22 protein-coding genes and 2 pseudogenes are annotated in these 16,567 nt (G+C 36.0%); 5 read left to right on the forward strand and 19 right to left on the reverse strand.

Going from position 1 to position 16,567, the window contains the following annotated elements:
* Positions 1-152: 152 nt before the first annotated feature.
* The 7 genes and pseudogenes from ACVYAD_RS20585 to ACVYAD_RS20615 form a co-directional block, all read right to left on the reverse strand.
* Positions 153-365: a hypothetical protein gene (locus ACVYAD_RS20585; protein WP_476427748.1), complete on the reverse strand. Its 213-nt coding sequence runs from the start codon at positions 363-365 to the stop codon at positions 153-155.
* A 147-nt stretch (positions 366-512) separates the two neighbouring features.
* A pseudogene (locus tag ACVYAD_RS20590) lies at positions 513-713 on the reverse strand (M15 family metallopeptidase domain-containing protein); the annotation flags it as partial.
* Positions 617-820, reverse strand: coding sequence for a hypothetical protein (locus tag ACVYAD_RS20595; RefSeq protein WP_476427750.1), 204 nt, complete (start codon positions 818-820; stop codon positions 617-619). The pseudogene ACVYAD_RS20590 and the gene ACVYAD_RS20595, both read right to left, overlap by 97 nt.
* Positions 817-1,290 (reverse strand): annotated as a pseudogene (locus ACVYAD_RS20600) (phage holin family protein). Before ACVYAD_RS20600 ends, ACVYAD_RS20595 begins: the two are co-directional and overlap by 4 nt.
* A gap of 48 nt (positions 1,291-1,338) precedes the next feature.
* Positions 1,339-1,626, reverse strand: coding sequence for a hypothetical protein (locus ACVYAD_RS20605; protein WP_476427752.1), 288 nt, complete (start codon positions 1,624-1,626; stop codon positions 1,339-1,341).
* Between the two features lie 191 nt (positions 1,627-1,817).
* Positions 1,818-2,756, reverse strand: a complete 939-nt coding sequence (locus tag ACVYAD_RS20610) for a PD-(D/E)XK nuclease family protein (RefSeq protein ID WP_476427753.1) — start codon at positions 2,754-2,756, stop codon at positions 1,818-1,820.
* Positions 2,757-3,015: 259 nt separating this feature from the next.
* Entirely contained in the window at positions 3,016-3,756 is a 741-nt protein-coding gene (locus ACVYAD_RS20615) for a sulfite exporter TauE/SafE family protein (protein ID WP_476427755.1), read from the reverse strand.
* A 90-nt stretch (positions 3,757-3,846) separates the two neighbouring features.
* Here ACVYAD_RS20615 and ACVYAD_RS20620 point away from each other — a divergent pair, with 90 nt between their 5' ends.
* Positions 3,847-4,344, forward strand: coding sequence for a DUF1648 domain-containing protein (locus ACVYAD_RS20620; protein WP_349658500.1), 498 nt, complete (start codon positions 3,847-3,849; stop codon positions 4,342-4,344).
* Positions 4,345-4,393: 49 nt separating this feature from the next.
* Positions 4,394-4,618 (forward strand): hypothetical protein, encoded by a 225-nt coding sequence (locus tag ACVYAD_RS20625; RefSeq protein ID WP_476427756.1) that lies wholly within the window; start codon positions 4,394-4,396, stop codon positions 4,616-4,618.
* Between the two features lie 96 nt (positions 4,619-4,714).
* Here ACVYAD_RS20625 and ACVYAD_RS20630 read toward each other — a convergent pair whose 3' ends face one another.
* The 7 genes from ACVYAD_RS20630 to ACVYAD_RS20660 form a co-directional block, all read right to left on the reverse strand.
* On the reverse strand, positions 4,715-4,894 hold the full coding sequence (locus ACVYAD_RS20630) for a hypothetical protein (RefSeq protein WP_476427758.1): 180 nt from the start codon (positions 4,892-4,894) through the stop codon (positions 4,715-4,717).
* A gap of 597 nt (positions 4,895-5,491) precedes the next feature.
* On the reverse strand, positions 5,492-5,677 hold the full coding sequence (locus ACVYAD_RS20635; RefSeq protein ID WP_476427760.1) for a helix-hairpin-helix domain-containing protein: 186 nt from the start codon (positions 5,675-5,677) through the stop codon (positions 5,492-5,494).
* Positions 5,678-5,887, reverse strand: coding sequence for a hypothetical protein (locus ACVYAD_RS20640; RefSeq protein WP_349658504.1), 210 nt, complete (start codon positions 5,885-5,887; stop codon positions 5,678-5,680).
* A gap of 62 nt (positions 5,888-5,949) precedes the next feature.
* The gene (locus tag ACVYAD_RS20645; RefSeq protein WP_476427762.1) at positions 5,950-6,558 is read right to left on the reverse strand and encodes a lysostaphin resistance A-like protein; all 609 of its coding nucleotides are present in this window, start codon (positions 6,556-6,558) and stop codon (positions 5,950-5,952) included.
* Positions 6,559-6,804: 246 nt separating this feature from the next.
* Positions 6,805-7,206 (reverse strand): hypothetical protein, encoded by a 402-nt coding sequence (locus ACVYAD_RS20650; RefSeq protein ID WP_476427764.1) that lies wholly within the window; start codon positions 7,204-7,206, stop codon positions 6,805-6,807.
* Between the two features lie 60 nt (positions 7,207-7,266).
* A complete protein-coding gene (locus ACVYAD_RS20655; protein WP_476427766.1) occupies positions 7,267-7,695 on the reverse strand; it encodes a GNAT family N-acetyltransferase in 429 nt (142 codons plus the stop codon).
* A gap of 15 nt (positions 7,696-7,710) precedes the next feature.
* Entirely contained in the window at positions 7,711-8,151 is a 441-nt protein-coding gene (locus ACVYAD_RS20660) for a GNAT family N-acetyltransferase (RefSeq protein ID WP_476427768.1), read from the reverse strand.
* A 113-nt stretch (positions 8,152-8,264) separates the two neighbouring features.
* On the opposite strand from ACVYAD_RS20660, the gene pdxR reads away from it, so the two are divergent.
* Complete coding sequence (gene pdxR / locus ACVYAD_RS20665; protein WP_476427770.1) at positions 8,265-9,650, forward strand: MocR-like pyridoxine biosynthesis transcription factor PdxR; 1,386 nt, start codon at positions 8,265-8,267, stop codon at positions 9,648-9,650.
* A gap of 25 nt (positions 9,651-9,675) precedes the next feature.
* On the opposite strand, the gene ACVYAD_RS20670 is transcribed toward pdxR, so the two are convergent.
* The 5 genes from ACVYAD_RS20670 to ACVYAD_RS20690 all read right to left on the reverse strand — a co-directional run bounded on the left by ACVYAD_RS20670 (position 9,676) and on the right by ACVYAD_RS20690 (position 13,793).
* On the reverse strand, positions 9,676-9,810 hold the full coding sequence (locus tag ACVYAD_RS20670; protein WP_476427854.1) for a DUF5412 family protein: 135 nt from the start codon (positions 9,808-9,810) through the stop codon (positions 9,676-9,678).
* Positions 9,795-9,965: a DUF5412 family protein gene (locus ACVYAD_RS20675; protein ID WP_476427772.1), complete on the reverse strand. Its 171-nt coding sequence runs from the start codon at positions 9,963-9,965 to the stop codon at positions 9,795-9,797. Before ACVYAD_RS20675 ends, ACVYAD_RS20670 begins: the two co-directional genes overlap by 16 nt.
* Before the next feature lie 178 nt (positions 9,966-10,143).
* Positions 10,144-11,367 carry a GNAT family N-acetyltransferase gene (locus ACVYAD_RS20680; RefSeq protein ID WP_386830516.1) on the reverse strand — a complete coding sequence of 408 codons (1,224 nt, stop codon included), beginning with the start codon at positions 11,365-11,367 and terminating at the stop codon, positions 10,144-10,146.
* Positions 11,364-12,092 carry an AAA family ATPase gene (locus ACVYAD_RS20685; protein ID WP_476427774.1) on the reverse strand — a complete coding sequence of 243 codons (729 nt, stop codon included), beginning with the start codon at positions 12,090-12,092 and terminating at the stop codon, positions 11,364-11,366. The genes ACVYAD_RS20680 and ACVYAD_RS20685 overlap by 4 nt, the downstream gene beginning before the upstream one ends.
* A 678-nt stretch (positions 12,093-12,770) precedes the next feature.
* Positions 12,771-13,793, reverse strand: coding sequence for a trypsin-like serine peptidase (locus ACVYAD_RS20690; protein WP_476427776.1), 1,023 nt, complete (start codon positions 13,791-13,793; stop codon positions 12,771-12,773).
* 602 nt (positions 13,794-14,395) lie between these two features.
* On the opposite strand from ACVYAD_RS20690, the gene ACVYAD_RS20695 reads away from it, so the two are divergent.
* Positions 14,396-14,611 carry a hypothetical protein gene (locus tag ACVYAD_RS20695; protein ID WP_349658515.1) on the forward strand — a complete coding sequence of 72 codons (216 nt, stop codon included), beginning with the start codon at positions 14,396-14,398 and terminating at the stop codon, positions 14,609-14,611.
* Positions 14,612-14,991: 380 nt separating this feature from the next.
* Positions 14,992-16,383 carry a class II fumarate hydratase gene (fumC, locus tag ACVYAD_RS20700; protein ID WP_476427778.1) on the forward strand — a complete coding sequence of 464 codons (1,392 nt, stop codon included), beginning with the start codon at positions 14,992-14,994 and terminating at the stop codon, positions 16,381-16,383.
* Positions 16,384-16,567: the final 184 nt, after the last annotated feature.

Here is a 16,567-nt window from a genome sequence, read left to right on the forward strand (position 1 = left end):
TTCTTCGAACAATTGAAGGATATGTAGTTTTAACTCGAGTGGATGTTTGCTTCGCCCCATAAAAAATACTCCCCTTAGATAAACAGATTTTATTTTTTAATCTGTCTACTTAATAGGGAGCATATCAATTAAGCTATCTTGGTCTTGACATTTTAGTTACTACGCTGTGCAATGATAAGTTTCAAACCTTCATAATCACTATTTGTCATCTCACCTTTATCAAATTTATCTAACCACATTTTATCAATCAGCTTTTTATCAACAGCTTGTTTCATATAATCACGTACTGCTGCTTTAGTTGGCGCGTTTGTGAATTGCATTGTATCATCATCCTTTTCAGCTGGTTTTGGCTTATTGTCTTCCACAATTAATTGAACTTTTATTGCGCTACTAATTGGAACGATTACTTGTCCTTCAAGTTTATAACCTCTAGGAATAACCCAATTTGATTTAACTTCAAAATGAGGTCGGTCAATGCTCTCTACCCAATCACCGTCCCATGTAATGCCTAGCTTACGTGCAATAGCTCCTATTCGACTAAGTATTGCTACATCATATAGCGATTGTGGAGGGCCAACAGTAACGTCCCATGCTAGGCGTGATTTGTGATTGCTGTTTAATGTCCAAGTAACAATTGTTCTGGGTCTTGTACGTCCTTGAGAATATAGGTAATTTTGTCGTTCTTGACTACGGTATGTTTCAGTAATGAAGATATTTTTGATGCCTGCTTTGTAGCCTCTTGGAACAATAACTTACAAGCTAATTGTGAGGGTGGTAATAGCTCATTAATGTCTCTGCATGTATTAGTTACGCTAGTCATTGTTTATCACCCTTTTTATCATCGTTATCCATTTGTAATTGTGTAAAAGCATTTGCTAAGAATTTAGGTACTTTAATGCCTAACTTCCCTAGATTTTCAATCATACTTATACCTTCCATACCAATCAAAAATAGAATCATTGCATTACGCATAAAGTTTCCACTCTCTGTTGCTGAATCAAGTTATACTGCTGCAATGACCATCAATACTATAGCTGTCTTTTTGATTAAGCCCTTAAACATCTTTTTACTTTCAGTTTTCTTGAAGACTAAACTAACAATAAATCCGAGTGTATAGTCGATAGTCATGAATATAACTAACGCTTTTTTTAAGTGGTCAATCCCTCCAATTAGGTATCCTATCCATGCCATTGCACCGCCAATAAATGATGTATATAATGTGTCTGTTTTCATCTGACACCTTCCTTTTCCGCATAATAAAAGCCCTCCACAGATAATTGTGGAAGGCATATAAAAAGCCCCCTCGATTGAGAGTGCTTCATTAATTCAACTATAAAACTATTTATTATCGACTTTGGGATTGTTATCTGTAAGATCCCCCCATCCTTGAAGTTTAGCTTTTGCCATTAAATACTCCATATGAGCAAAACTCGGAATTCTCGCTTGTCCTCTTGCTGGCTGTAAACTACCATCTGGTCGTCTCCAAATAAAACGATACCCATATGCTGAATCTCCATCTTCATAGTTGTATTTACACCATTGCAGACATAGAACCCATTCTTTTTCCAATTTAGCATCATCTAATGTTACTTGATGAATAACATTAACATTTGCTGTATTTGCCATTTGATTACCACCTTTCAATACTTAATTCTACAACGGAATCAAATAGACTCTTAACATTTTTTTGACATAAAAAATAACGCTAGCTTATGCTGCGTTTACTTGTTTTAGTCATTTAACTAGTAAAGATAAAAATAAAGCTAGTGACTATTTTGATGACTTAATCTAGTTGGTCACTAGCTCCATTTTCAAAATCAATTCTGCACACATAATTCTTTAAAATTACACCCTTTACAGTGCCATTTTTCAAGGGTTTGCTCGAATTCCTCAAAGTCTACGGGTTCATTCGAGAAAATATCCGCCTGATATTTTTTCATTTCTAACACACTTCGCTGAAACGTATGTAAAATATTGTCCATATCAAATGTTGTAAAGGCGTATTTTTTTCGTTTGCCTGTTAATAAATATTCATTATAAACATCAATCTGGTCAAGAGATACGCGATATTTCTGCTGAATATAGTAAGCATAGAGTGCTAATTGTTGGCGATCATCATCGGACTCTCCCCCTGTTTTCCAGTCGATAATAATCCACTTTTCTGCTATCTCATCATAATAATGAAAATCCATTACGACAAAAACTTGTACACCCTCGATTTTCATGGAACGAAATTGTTCAGGCTCACCGATTCGTAGAGAGCCTTTTTGTGCGGTAATTTGCTGGAACGTTGCACTATTAAGAAAGTTGTCAAACACAGCCGTCATGCGTTCCTTATAGTCCTGTACCAGTTCAGGATTCAACTTCCCTTCGTAATAAATTTCTTGCATCATATGAAATTTATTAGGCTTATGTCTCCATAAATCTACATGTCGTGTAGAATCGATAAAAGCGGCATTAAGCTGGCCACGTGCACGATTTACAAGTTCAGCAACAGTCGGAATCTCGCGGGTTTGCAAATAATCATTGATCGATTGTTCTATTAAATGATGGACGATTTGTCCAAATAAAATCGGCAACGATTGAAGCTTTTTTAAGCGATAGACATGTTGATGATATGGTTCCACATTGTAACTGAGCCAGCCATTATGAGAAAAATAATATTCATAGCCATATTTCCGTGCACAGCTTGTTAACGTTTTATGACGTGATAGTGACCACGAAAAAGATGGATAAGGTGTGATTTCAAACATCATATCGCCTCCTTAAATCTATTTTATCAATTTCGCCTTGGCGTAATTGCGTCTGGATTTTGAATTGTGTTCGCACAATTCGTTCCTCTCAAAATAAGTGACATCCGCCGGAGGCTTTGGGCCAGCATGATGTTGGTCACTCAGTCGTTGCCACAGGACGTGGCGTTCTTAGACTGAGTTCCTCTATTTCAGTAGATGTTTGGATACTTCCTGAAAAGAAATTACATCTCTATTTATCTCATCACCTTCGTAGGTAAATCTTCTACTGAATAAAGATAAAATCATAAACGAGCTGTACGATCAGCACAATGGTTACAATTCGCAGCAATAGCTTTACTTGATTTGCTTTAACCTTTCTGGCAAGGAAAATGCCTATTTGTGCACCGATTACAGAACCAATCATTAATACGATTGTCAACGGCCAATCAATTTTCCCTGTGGAAATATACGTAATCGAAGCTCCTGAGCACATCGCAAAAACACCTACACGCGACAAACCTACTGCTTTCATATAAGAGATTTTCTCATGTGCATATGTATAAAGCGCCAACGTACTGCTACCAGGGCCGAACATGCCATCATAAAAACCAACCCCTAAAAGGATTGGACCGTTTTTACGATTCATTGTAAAGCTTTCTTTTTCTCCAAATTCAGCCCCACCTAAAAAGGACATAACAAGGGCAAAGCCTAATAAAATGATGGCGATAAACGTTAATGTGTGACTGCTCATAAATGATGCAAACAGACCTCCAAGTGTACCACCTATTAAGGAAACAAATAATACTGAACGCATTTCTGACCATAAAATTTCTTTTCTTTTATAAATTGTGTAAAAGCTTGAAAAGGCACTGACCATATTAGAAACCTTATTCGCACCGATCGCTGAATGGACTGGTACCCCTACTAGCATCATCGTCGGTAATGTTATTAACCCGCCACCTCCAACTAAGGTACCAATGATGTTGCCGATGATTCCAATTAGTAAAAACAACAAGTATTCCATCTAACCCTTCTTTCTATGTCACACATGGTGGTATTCTTATGATACAGTATAACAGACTGCACTTTTTTAATTAAACTATGAGGTGAACAAATGCTAGAACAACAAAAAACACCTACACCACGCTTTTGTAAATCGCTAACGCTTATTGTTGCGACTATTTTTTTAGCTGGCATTACGGCAACACTAATCCAATACAATAAGCTCCCCGCTTCTATACCGGTTTTGCAAAGCTTTAAGAGTGAACATGCACAATTTGGCCCGAAAATCACCATTTTTTATTTACCTTTCATTGCCTTAATGCTATTTTTGCTTTTACAATACTTAGAGATGAAAGCAGCTTATCCTACTCTACGTAAAAATAAGCCTACCTTATCTCATATCCAGCGACAAAATGGAATCATTACCTTTTGTCTCATCAAAAATAGTATACTCTTATACTTTACATACTCACTATTCAATGATTTAACAGTTGCATTAGGACATGATCGCATTTTACAGCAGTGGCATGCTTATGTATTTTTATTTGTACTAAGTACAATATTTATAATGGGGATTGTGCGTGGGGTTTTATTGAATAAAGAGAAATAGAGCATACGGTCCGCTGTACTAATGGATGATAAATAACAGAAAATGTAGAATGAAAATATCTGTTTATCAAAAAGTTGCATCGTTTTGCCCCTTTAGATTTGTTTTGTCTAAAGGGGTTTCTTTGCTCTTTCATTATGAAAGACACGATGCCATTCAATTTATTAGAGTTGACTATGACAGGCAGGCTGAGCTTATGATTGCAGAAAAATTGGGTATGCCCCAATTTGATAAATATTATGATGAAATTATGTTTGCAAATTATCGAAATGCTTAGAGGCATTTTTTAATCGAGCGCATTGAACATACTTTATTTCAAATCTACAAAAAAAAAGCTACTTGATGTCAAATAGCATCAAGTAGCTTATATTTTTTACAGATCCGTTTTCATTTGTTCGTAGGTATGTATTAACACATATTTTTGTACGCCGCGCGCAAAGGCAATGCTTTCTTTCTGATACTGATCAAACGCGGTTTCATTTTTCACCTTGTGCGCATAAACCGCTTCAATTGCTGGCTGCATCCACGGCTTTGTGAGCTGATTGCTTCGCATGTCTGTTGTTCGTTCTTCAAGTGCAGCGATATAACATTTTGCATAGCCAGTTTATTTTATTTGCCGCATCCTTTGCTTCTTCTAAATTCTCTTCCATGATCGCCTTAATAAATTTACAGTTATATTTCATTGCTGGCTGCTTATACTTTACAATTGCTGTTTCTAATGAGTGTATCTGGTCTTCCTTTATACCATAAGCAACTGCATATAGGTAGGCAAAAAAAGATGGTTCTTGCGATCTTTTACTAACTTATCTACCAATTTCATATTATTAGTCCACAATACAATATGTATATATCTATATATCATTGCAATCGCGATTAGGATAATAATGCCAAGTGAAATAGATGGGCGAACCCCAGCTAGTGATAGTAATAGTGCCAACATAAATATGACCAAATAAAATATGGCTAGTTATGTAATTTTCATAATTCTACCTATTGTAATTTCCTTCGCATTTTTCGAGAAAAAATAAAGCCTGCTCCAAGGAAGAATATAAGCGCCATAAATTTCATGAGGGGAATAATAAATAACTTGCTAATTACGAGAACAACAAGGATATAATAAACAACCATTGCCAGTAATAATAATGTTAGTTTATTCACAGTTCTCCCTACTTTCATTTAGTGCTACTTCAATGGCCGCTAATGCTTTCGGTCCCATCCCGTGTAATTTTTTTAACGTCGATAAATCAACCTTTTCCAATTGCTCTAATCGTGTATATCCTGCCGCATTTAATGCACGTATAGCAGGCTTCGCTACACCCTTTGGCCATTCCGTCATTTATGCTCGTCCCTTCCTTTTTCGTCTATTAAGGATCTCTGTTCCTATAATACCTATTATTAGTATAGCGAGTGAGGCGACATGATAATCAACGAAAAAGGTCGTAAATGCTATATTATAATAATGGCATATGGCAGTGATAATACGCCCTCCCATTAATATTAAACCGATAATCAAGCATCCTTTTACAACTTGCTCGATAAATTGCATTTCTTTCACTCCTCTGCTTTATTATGCAATCGAACATGATGAAATGCAAATCGGCAATACATTTAGAGTACATTAAACATGGCCATAAAGGAGGCCAACAGATTACCAATGCCATGTATGCCCCAGCTTGTTATGATGGAGCCATTAGATTTTCTTTCATTGATCCACCCCATTAAATATCCTGCAAAACCAGTTGCTAAAACAACTAACATGACAACTCCAAAAGGAATATAAGAGTAAAACATCCAACCATGTAAAATACCAAATAATAAACTTTGCACGATATTTCCGATTTGAAAACCAAACTTATGCATGAATCTTTTCAGTAAAAAGCCTCGGAAGAACAATTCCTCTGACAATCCAGTTTGAACAATACTATATAAAAGTGCAGGAATGAGCGCTGAAAAACCAAGCCCTGTAAAACGATTTGACGCTAAGATTGAACTATCTAGGTAAAAGTAAGTAATTGTAAAAAGTGGTCCGAAAAATAAAACAATAATGACTAAAAGCCATAAGAAATAATTTCCTTTGTTTTCAATGACAGGCTTTCGAAGTCCGAGCCATGCAAAAAATGATTGCTCCTTTTTAGCTGAGATCAACCACCAAATGAACGGTATAACTGAAAATAAAATGACCTGAAAAACTGCATCTATTACACTTTGCAAAACCATATTTTTTCCCCCTGTTCATAATGTTTTACATGAAGTATGACAAGCGATGGTGAAAGGTTCCTCTCGGATGGAGAAATCCGCCGTTATTCTAGCTGCCCTTCTTCAATGTTAAGCATATTAAATAGCCGAGTTAAAATCAAGGTTTATTTAATGATAATCATTAAATACTTAACTTTTATAACTAAATACTAAATGTTAATCATTATTTACCCATAAAAAATACGACTAGAAAAACACTAGTCGTTTTCATTCTTTATTCGGATTTCGCTCAATAAAATCTGTAATTTCATCTTTTAATTCATAAACTAAATCAAAATAATGATGTTCGTTCAGCGCCCCCTTCTTTCGCCATTTTTGCATTTCTTGATAGTGAAATGTCACAAAATAATTTATTATTTCACGTTGGTCAATACCTTCCCTTTTTGCCATATCGACAATCGAAAGTCCTTCTTTCCAATATTGATCATACACTTCTTGCGTAATCCCAAGAACTTTACAAATAGCAGCATAATCGTACTTTACATGGTAAACAACCTGTCCTTCCTCACCATTTGCATGTTGTTGAATTACATTATTTGCATAACCAATTGGTGTAAAACTCATCATAACTATGCTTATTAGAAAAAGCTTTTTGAACGTTACTTTCATATAAACCTCCTTCATGTTTACATTAGTGTGTGAGGTTTAAAAAATCATATTCCTTCTTAATCACAATGCTTTTCGAAAAGAATAGCACCATTTTTCATATCCTAATCGATCCTCATAAAAGCGATGTGCATTATTCCTTTGGATACCTGACTCTAAAGCAATATAGTGCGCCCGATTTTCTTTGCCCCATTGATGAAGATAATGCAAAAGTTTCTCACCATAGCCTCCTGAACGATACTGCTCATCCGTTACTAAATCATAGACAAAGATATGGCGTTCACTGTAAAAATTGACTCTCCAACTTAATCCGGTGACAACAATCATTTTCTTATTTTCAAATAATGCAAATAACATATAGCCATCTTGAGTCATTTCCTTTAACAATTGGAGATACTTTTCTACTGTTAATTCCGTGCGGAGCTGCACGATAACTGCATATGCATCCAACCACTCCTGCTCCGTTGTTAATTGTTTGATGGTTACAGTCATTATTCGAACCTCCATTTACCAATATTTAATATAATGAAATACGCCATTATCAATTCTCATTCCGAGCTTCTCATATAGTTTTTGAGCACGCACGTTGTCTGTCGCTGTTTCTAAACCTAGATAACGCGCATCGTTTCGTACACAATACGAATAGCATTGTTCAATTAGGGCATGTGCTACACCATGTTTCCTAGCATGCTCGGCCACAAATAGATCGTTTAAAATAAATGCCTTCTTCATTGCAACAGATGAAAAAGTAGGATAGAGCTGAACAAAACCAACTGGCTGCGCATTTATATAAGCTAGAAAAATGACCGACTCTTCCTTATTTAAACGCTCTAATAGAAACTGTTTAGCCAGCTCTAAATCAGATTGTTGACCGTAAAATTCCCGATAGGCATTAAATAATGGCAGCACGTCTCCAACAGTTGCTAAAGTTACTGTACAAATCTCCATTCACTTATCTCCCCATTCCTTTTTTATATGTCATTCTTGTATAATGATAAATAGTAAACTGACATTTAAAAAGAAACAGTTCTAGACATTTCACCATGTCAAGGAGGAGTTTTATGGAGGATTTTATTTTCTTATTCACTGATGAAGAGGCAAAGTATAAACAAATTTATCAGCAGGTCAAATTGTTAATCGAACAAGGGACATTGAAAACAGATGATTCTCTTCCTTCTATTCGGAGGCTAGCCGAAACTTTACATGTCAGTCGGAATACAACGTTAACTGCCTATGAGCAGCTCGTAGCGGAAGGATACATACTTGGTGAAGGACGCAAGGGCTATTACGTCAATGATTTTGAGCAAGTGTTTCTTCAAGAGGAACGACCAAGCTTTACTCAAAGTACGAAAAGTAAGCGTGAAGATATCAACATTGATTTTCGTGCTGGCGCTGTCGATCAGCAGCATTTCCCTTTAAAAATATGGCGTCAAATGGCTAATCAAGTGTTACCTTTAAACGAGTGCTATCAATATGGCGACCCTTTCGGCGAGCCACTTTTAAAGGAGCAGCTTGTACATTATTTACTTCAAGCTCGTGGGGTCCATGTAAACGAAGAAGACATTATTATCGGTAGTAGCACGCAACAAATGTTAATTTATTTAGGCTTTCTATTAAAGCAAGATTTCCAAAGTGTAATTTTAGAAGACCCAGGCTACAACGGTGCACGAGAAGCGTTCAAGCAACATGACTTTCGTATAGAGACATTACCTGTGTTGCAAAGCGGTGCGCAGCTTGAGCATTTAGCGCATTTACATTCGCGGTTACTCTATGTCACCCCTTCTCACCATTTCCCATATGGGGTTTCCATGAGCATTCAGCAGCGACAAGCATTAATTCAGTGGGCCAAAAACGTCGATGGATATATACTTGAGGATGATTATGATGGTGAATTCCGTTATACACAACAGCCATTTCCTGCTCTCGCCTCCATCGACAAGTCACGTGTTATTTACATGGGGACATTTTCAAAATCATTTTTACCAGCGATTCGTTTAAGTTATATGGTGCTACCAAAAGCACTTGTTCAGCCATATAAAAAACGATTTGCTCATTTTGAACATAACGCCTCGTCCTTACATCAATTAACAATGGCGAAATTCATGGAACAAGGTGAATGGACACGACATATTAAAAGAATGCGTATCACCTATAAACATAAAATAAATACACTTGTAGAGGAACTTACCAAACAATTCGGAGAAAAAATTATGATTCTTGGAGAGCAATCTGGACTTTATATTTTGGTCAAGGTGCTCACCCAATTTTCAGAAGATCAGCTCATCCAAAACGCTAAACAATACGGAGTAAAGGTCTACCCTACGAGCCCCTATTATCTACAACAGACAAGTTCAGCGCCAATTATTCAATTAGGCTTTAGTAAATTAAAAACGGAAGAACTTATCCTAGGTGTGCAACTATTAAAAAAAGCTTGGATTACAAAATAATAAGCCATAACTGCAATGGTTATGGCTACTTATTTTCTCGATAATCATATGTTTCATCTGGCACATTCAATGTCTCTCCGTTAATACTGACCGTATCATCGTTGCACCAGCATCTGAAACATAATCTTTCACCGTATAAGTTCCTTATGGCGATGTAGATTCAGCAATCAAATCTTGTTTAAATCTAGACCAATCGAAAAATAACCAGTAAATACCGTACCCTATAATTCTAGCAAAAAACAAAATCCAAATAAGTAGCACTAGAAGAGTTTGTTTATATACTTTCTTGCGTTGCAGCTTCTCGGATTCGTTCATCGGTATCCCCCAATCTGATATATAAGAAACGATTTAAACGAAGCAGTTGTTTCCTTAATAAGGTAATAAAATAATAAAGTTCTCCAGAGCAGTTTTTTCGCTGTCCCGATCAATCCCCCCCTGAATCCATAAAAAAGGGGTCTGCACAGCAACTCACTGCACAAATCCCGTTTTCTTCTTAAAAATAATCAATAAACGTTGGAATACCAATTGGTAGTACTGTCTCTAGTAATGCAATTTCAATGGCATTGCCTTGTAAACGCTCAATTTTTTCTAAATAGCTCGGTCGTTTATAACCAAGTAACATCGTGGCAAGAGTTTGGACCGTTAGCTGAACAGCATTTTCAGACTGCACCTCACTCACCATTTCGACCGTGACTTTTCCATCTTGCTTTGTGATGACAAATGTGCCATTATTCCATGCCACAATGCGATCAGTTACAGCTAGTCGAAGCTGAAAATCATTTCCCGTGAATGGATAGCGAAGTAGAAATTCTTTCACATCGACAATTCGTGCCATAAAATAAGGGGACACTTTTTGAATAATTTCACTATCTTCTAATAAAAAGGCAACGGCTTCATTGCCAGTTGTTTTACCATAGACATTATAAATCATCGAGCTATGTGCTGAGACAAAATTCCATAAGCCTTTACGCGCCTCTTCCTGCAAATAGACAATCTCATCGATGTAGTAATTTTCCTCCATAATGCGGTAAAACATATACCCCTGTGGCAGATCATCCTCATCATAATATACGGCTGCCTGAAGGTTCACATCACTATCAATAAATTTTTCTTCCCAGAAATCTTCTTGAAACTTTTCATTCCAAGCAATGCTATTTCGCACCATGACACCATGTGTCTTCTTGGCATAACGTGCATAAATGTTTACAACATCTTCATGCTTCGGATCGACACGGCGGATTTTACCGTTTAAGCCTTTATGGTGAGGAAGCTGCGTATCCTTAATCTGAAATTCCACAATATCACTCATAATTTCCCAGCCTTTTTTCCGGTAATACGGGATTGAATATGGAAATAAATAGGATATACTTTGTCCTTCATTGCGCATTCGTTCCAGGCTCTCAATAATAAGGCTCTCCATCAATCCATGCCCAGAATATTCGGGGTACGTTCCGACCGCAGTAATACCTCCCATTTCATAGATCCTACCATGAACATTTACCTCAAAAGGTAGGCTTAAAATTTGAGATACAAGATGCGAACCATCAAACCAACCAATGGCATGCCCCTCATTAAATTGCTTACTTTTGGCATTTACAAAGCGACGATCCTTATGAATGGACATGGACATTTGAAAAACATAATTAAGCAAATCGATAGACTGTGCCATTTCATCTAATCGTATTTCTCGCATGACTAAGCCTTTACGTTGATTCATGATTCTCTCTCCTCATCAAATAACTCTGAAAAAATGGATTCCGGTGCATTTAAAAAGCGCTTCGTGACGATGTAATGAATGGTATCCTCATAGCGAATAGACTCAATGTCCCCATTATCAAAACTATAGATTGTTGCATTTGGATAGCCAAGTAAAATAGGTGAATGAGTGGCGATAATAAATTGGGCCTCATGCTCCAAATCCTTCATAATTTTAAGAAGACTAAGCTGCCTAGTCGGTGACAATGCCGCTTCAGGCTCATCCAATAAATAAATAGCTTTCCCCTTAAAGCGATGCATAAATAGCGATAGAAAGGACTCACCATGTGATTGATGATGTAAAGACTTACCACCAAAAGCGGTATATTTTCTTGGATCTTCTATCAAATCAATATGACTTGCGAATTGATAAAATGTTTCCGATCGTAGAAAAAAACCATTCGTCACTTTCGGCATCCATGACAAACGGATATATTCTCCTAGTGAAGACTCCGCCTTATGTACTTCATATATATTTTGACGACCACCACCCGCTGTATTAAAATCACAGCGATCCGCAATTGCCTCCAACAGTGTTGATTTCCCAGAACCATTTTCCCCAACAAAGAAGGTCACATTCGTAGGAAACTCTAGCTCTTGTAAATCCTGCAAACTTGGTATATTGAAGGGATACTGGTCATTATCTTCAATATCATCCTGTAATACCTTACATGATTTTAAATACATTTTGTTTCCTCCCTTACTACTATTATACCGCGATTACGCTTTTTTCCAAATATAAGCTACGATATCAAGGACTTAAAAAAGTTCATAGGTCGCAAAAAAATCGAGTATTAGAACAAGTCATAAACTCATCATTTCACTTACCCTACAACCGTACCTAATCCAAAGCTATAAAAACTATATAATGTTCATTAAAAAACATTGCCACAGCTACAATTTTATATGAAATATTTCCTGAGAAATAAATAAAAAATATGTCGAAAGTTGCAATGAAAAATAATAAAATTATGCCATAAAATAGCGATTTACAAAAATCATTGTAGTAGCATAAACTGTTTATCTCATCTTAAAACATACAAAGAACAACCCACTTTGAACTGCTATTTCCCGCTATAGCTAATATTAATTTTGTACTTACAATAAATATACCTATAGCAATCACTCGTTGATTTAGGAAATAGCTTCCCTTAGGTTCGTTTTTTTGTTTACGGATCTTTATTACAATTCCTAATTCCACGGGGTAAAACAATATATTTATACAGGTGTATACTAACTATAGGTATCAGAATTTTCCTTGAAAAAGCTGAAATAATGACCAGTTTATTGAAGGCTTTCTATTTCAATTTCCAAAAAAAAAATAGACAAACCGAAATTCTCAGTTTGTCTACAATATTAGTAATTTTACTCTAAAGCTTTGGAAACAAATTTAAACATATAAGAGTTCATCTTAGGTCCTCCATTCATAGGGTTCCCATTAATAACGAATGAACCTCTATGAACACCTACAATTTGATTGTCAGTATTTAACAATGCCGAACCGGATTGTCCTGGTGCAGTATCAATTGTATAAAAGGCTACAGATGCATCCTCTCTAGTAATATTTCCTCTCGTACCAAATTGAGAAATTTCACCACTTGCCTCCATTAAGTCTCCCGGATAACCATAAATACCGATATTTTGATTAAGAAGATTATTCACCTGTTTGATTCCAAAAGTACCTGCAACATCTCCCGCCTGTTTATTGTCTTTTGATACATCTAAAACAAGAATAGCGAAGTCTTCAGAGCTCGAACCAGTTGAAGCCCAATTAGCAGCTACATAATAATCATTAACATTATAAGAACCAAATAATCCAACACTATTACTTACACCAGGGTAAACCTTTGCACTAGTTATAGTTTCTTTTGTTTCTGGATTTATAACACAATGTCCATTTGTTAGGACTTTGTTTTTCCCAATTAAAGAACCTGTACAAGAACCACCTTTTCCATCAGGCCAATTTATTTCAATATGCGTAATTGCACTATATGGCATGTCTTTAGTATTCTCTACTTTTTTTCTACTATCGTCACCGATGACAATCCGTGGGGATATTTGTATTGGTCCTCTAGCAGTAGAATCATTAATAACAACTGGTGGTGGTGTGATATCGATAAACGAGTGACCTTCCATTATGGAATCAATCTGAACGGGAGAAATTTCACCTGTTCCTTGAACGCTTGGTATTTCATTGATTAATTGTGAAATACCGTCATTAAACTCTTCATACTTAATGATTTCTCCTTTCGAGTTGATCATGTCATAAGGATGAGATACCTTACTTGGATCAAATGAAAATTCACCTAAAGACTCCTCAGCAAAAACATTCATAGGAACTAACAAAAAGATAAGCATAAAGAACAACTTAAAAGTAATTTTTTTCATTTTATTCCTCCTTTGGATTTAATCTATTTGTAGTTTAATAGAAATATCAGGAAAAATAAAGGTAAAATATAGAAAATAAAAAATATTATTAATATGAAGACAATTCAGAATATATTAGAAACTATTATTAATTGCTTTTACTCGCCATTTACGATTGAAATAAAATCAAATTTTTTTCGAGTAAAAATATCTTCGCTTAATTTCTAATTTAGATTTTTCGATGTTCTTAACACAATTGTTTGTTTCGTTAATGACTACATAGCCAATTTCACTTGTGGCTTTTCCTTACTTGCTACCAGTTTACTCATACCTCAACAATCAAAAAACAATAAAACAAGCATCCAAACACCGTCCATAAATTTCTTTTCTACTGCCAAGATTCTTATGGTATCTTGGGAGAACACTTAAAAGCATTGCTACCATTTTGAAATGTTCTATATTTTAAGCTCTTCTCATACATTGTGTAAAACCTTCTACCTTGCAAATATCTCCGAAAAAAATCTCCCCCTCTTCATTCTATAAGTACAATTAATGTCATGTTTAAATGGAAGGTACAGCTCACGTTTTTTTCGTTAAATAACATGTTATAAGGAGAAGAAAATATGTATGTAACTCATTTTTACGAAAACAAGACGTCCGTTTTAAGCCAACTACTAGTAAGTCTTCCTATTGTCGAAGAAAACATTAAAATTAAAGGACGTAAAGCAAAAATTGTTCAGATTACTCAGATGGACGATCACAACTATCACGTAAGTATCATTTTTGAAAAAGTACCTAAAAAACAACCATTAAAAGAAATTGGGAAGAAAAAGAGATAGCTCTTCCCTTTTATTGTGCTGACGCTATCGTTTCATGGTAGCGTTTTAACTTTTTAAAAGCAGGAATCGTACTCTACAAAACTCCCATTGCAAATTGTTCTCAATGAGAATAATTATTTCAAAACTAAATATTTGACTTTTCAATTGATAACGATTATCATTATCGGTAGATTATTTCTTTTCTCCGAAATGCTTAATTCAGAATCCCCCCTATTTTTTTGAAATAAGCATGTATCAAACGGATATTCTTACATCAGACTAAGAATATCCGTTTTTCAACTCCTTTGTGCAAGCACAAAGCCGAATCGGAAACAATTATGCCAATGCATAATTAATTATTATTAATGGACAGATTTACATAAATAAAGGAGCTGTTTTACATGGATTATCGTATTGAAAAAGACACTATGGGTGAAATTAAAGTACCTGCAGATAAAATTTGGGGTGCTCAAACACAGCGCAGTAAAGAAAATTTCCAAATCGGTACAGAAAAAATGCCAATTGAGCTAATTCAAGCAATGGCCATTTTAAAGAAAAGTGCTGCAATCGCCAATAATAAACTAGGTAAACTTTCAGATATTAAAGCAAATGCGATTGTGCAAGCAGCTGACGAAATTTTAAATGGTCAATGGGACGATCAATTCCCTCTTGTAGTTTGGCAGACTGGTAGTGGTACTCAGTCTAATATGAACGTAAACGAAGTAATTGCGCACCGAGCAAACCAAATTTTACAAAATGCCGGTGAAGCTGATCGTATTCATCCTAATGATGATGTCAACAAATCTCAAAGCTCTAACGATACTTTCCCAACAGCTTTGCATATTGCAGCAGTGCTAAAGGTAGAAGATTATTTACTACCACGTCTACGTTTACTAAAAGCAACACTTGATGACAAAGCAGAGAAATTCAAAGACATTATTAAAATTGGTCGTACTCATTTACAAGACGCAACACCGCTTACTTTAGGTCAAGAAATTAGTGGCTGGGCAGCAATGCTTGCTAAGTCTGAGCATATGATCGTCCAAAATATTGAATATATGAAGGAACTAGCGATTGGTGGAACAGCAGTTGGTACTGGTATTAACGCACACCCTGAATTTGGTGAGCGTGTAGCAGCTGAAATTAGTGACATCACTGATAAGCATTTCACTTCAGCCGCAAACAAATTCCATGCACTAACAAGTCATGATGAAGCCGTTGTCGCACATGGCGCATTGAAGGCACTTGCAGCTGACTTGATGAAAATTGCCAATGATGTTCGCTGGTTAGCAAGTGGTCCTCGTTCAGGTATCGGTGAAATTACGATTCCAGAAAACGAGCCAGGCTCTTCCATTATGCCTGGTAAAGTAAACCCAACACAAAGTGAAGCAATGACAATGGTTGTTACACAAGTCGTTGGCAATGATGCAACAATTGCCTTTGCCGCTTCCCAAGGTAATTTCGAGCTAAATGTCTTCAAGCCAGTAATTATTTATAACTTCTTACAATCGACTCGCCTACTAGCAGACACAATGAAATCATTTAATGATCATTGCGCTGTTGGAATTGAGCCAAATAAAGAAGTGCTTGACCATAACTTACAAAACTCATTAATGCTTGTAACTGCCTTAAACCCTTACATCGGTTATGAAAATGCGGCTAAAATCGCGAAGAAAGCCCATAAAGAAGGCACAACATTAAAAGCAGCAGCAATTGCATCAGGGTTACTAACAGACGAGCAGTTCGATGAATATGTAGACCCTGCGACAATGATTTATCCGAATGTAAAGTGATAGGCGTATAAGTTAAACGCAAAACGTTGGTATATCAACGTTTTTAGATAACAAGCTCCATTTTGTAACTTGTATATTACGGTTATTGCTGCGCTACATTAGAGCAAATAATATTCAGCGAGCGTGCTGTACAAAAAATATATGTAAATGAGCAGGATTGGGGTTAATGCCCCAATCCTTTTTA

It is taken from the genome of Lysinibacillus sp. G1-3, assembly GCF_056322905.1.

Excerpts from the sequence above, each read along its gene's own strand:
- ACVYAD_RS20655 (WP_476427766.1), bottom strand. The coding sequence starts at position 7,695 with ATGACTGTAACCATCAAACAATTAACAACGGAGCAGGAGTGGTTGGAT.
- ACVYAD_RS20650 (WP_476427764.1), bottom strand. The coding sequence starts at position 7,206 with ATGAAAGTAACGTTCAAAAAGCTTTTTCTAATAAGCATAGTTATGATG.
- ACVYAD_RS20630 (WP_476427758.1), bottom strand. The coding sequence starts at position 4,894 with ATGCGAAGCAATCAGCTCACAAAGCCGTGGATGCAGCCAGCAATTGAA.
- ACVYAD_RS20625 (WP_476427756.1), top strand. The coding sequence starts at position 4,394 with ATGAAAATATCTGTTTATCAAAAAGTTGCATCGTTTTGCCCCTTTAGA.
- ACVYAD_RS20605 (WP_476427752.1), bottom strand. The coding sequence starts at position 1,626 with ATGGCAAATACAGCAAATGTTAATGTTATTCATCAAGTAACATTAGAT.
- ACVYAD_RS20615 (WP_476427755.1), bottom strand. The coding sequence starts at position 3,756 with ATGGAATACTTGTTGTTTTTACTAATTGGAATCATCGGCAACATCATT.
- fumC (WP_476427778.1), top strand. The coding sequence starts at position 14,992 with ATGGATTATCGTATTGAAAAAGACACTATGGGTGAAATTAAAGTACCT.
- ACVYAD_RS20680 (WP_386830516.1), bottom strand. The coding sequence starts at position 11,367 with ATGAATCAACGTAAAGGCTTAGTCATGCGAGAAATACGATTAGATGAA.
- ACVYAD_RS20635 (WP_476427760.1), bottom strand. The coding sequence starts at position 5,677 with ATGACGGAATGGCCAAAGGGTGTAGCGAAGCCTGCTATACGTGCATTA.
- ACVYAD_RS20610 (WP_476427753.1), bottom strand. The coding sequence starts at position 2,756 with ATGATGTTTGAAATCACACCTTATCCATCTTTTTCGTGGTCACTATCA.
- ACVYAD_RS20645 (WP_476427762.1), bottom strand. The coding sequence starts at position 6,558 with ATGGTTTTGCAAAGTGTAATAGATGCAGTTTTTCAGGTCATTTTATTT.
- ACVYAD_RS20675 (WP_476427772.1), bottom strand. The coding sequence starts at position 9,965 with ATGAACGAATCCGAGAAGCTGCAACGCAAGAAAGTATATAAACAAACT.
- pdxR (WP_476427770.1), top strand. The coding sequence starts at position 8,265 with ATGGAGGATTTTATTTTCTTATTCACTGATGAAGAGGCAAAGTATAAA.
- ACVYAD_RS20685 (WP_476427774.1), bottom strand. The coding sequence starts at position 12,092 with ATGTATTTAAAATCATGTAAGGTATTACAGGATGATATTGAAGATAAT.
- ACVYAD_RS20640 (WP_349658504.1), bottom strand. The coding sequence starts at position 5,887 with ATGCAATTTATCGAGCAAGTTGTAAAAGGATGCTTGATTATCGGTTTA.
- ACVYAD_RS20690 (WP_476427776.1), bottom strand. The coding sequence starts at position 13,793 with ATGAAAAAAATTACTTTTAAGTTGTTCTTTATGCTTATCTTTTTGTTA.
- ACVYAD_RS20695 (WP_349658515.1), top strand. The coding sequence starts at position 14,396 with ATGTATGTAACTCATTTTTACGAAAACAAGACGTCCGTTTTAAGCCAA.
- ACVYAD_RS20660 (WP_476427768.1), bottom strand. The coding sequence starts at position 8,151 with ATGGAGATTTGTACAGTAACTTTAGCAACTGTTGGAGACGTGCTGCCA.
- ACVYAD_RS20620 (WP_349658500.1), top strand. The coding sequence starts at position 3,847 with ATGCTAGAACAACAAAAAACACCTACACCACGCTTTTGTAAATCGCTA.
- ACVYAD_RS20595 (WP_476427750.1), bottom strand. The coding sequence starts at position 820 with ATGACTAGCGTAACTAATACATGCAGAGACATTAATGAGCTATTACCA.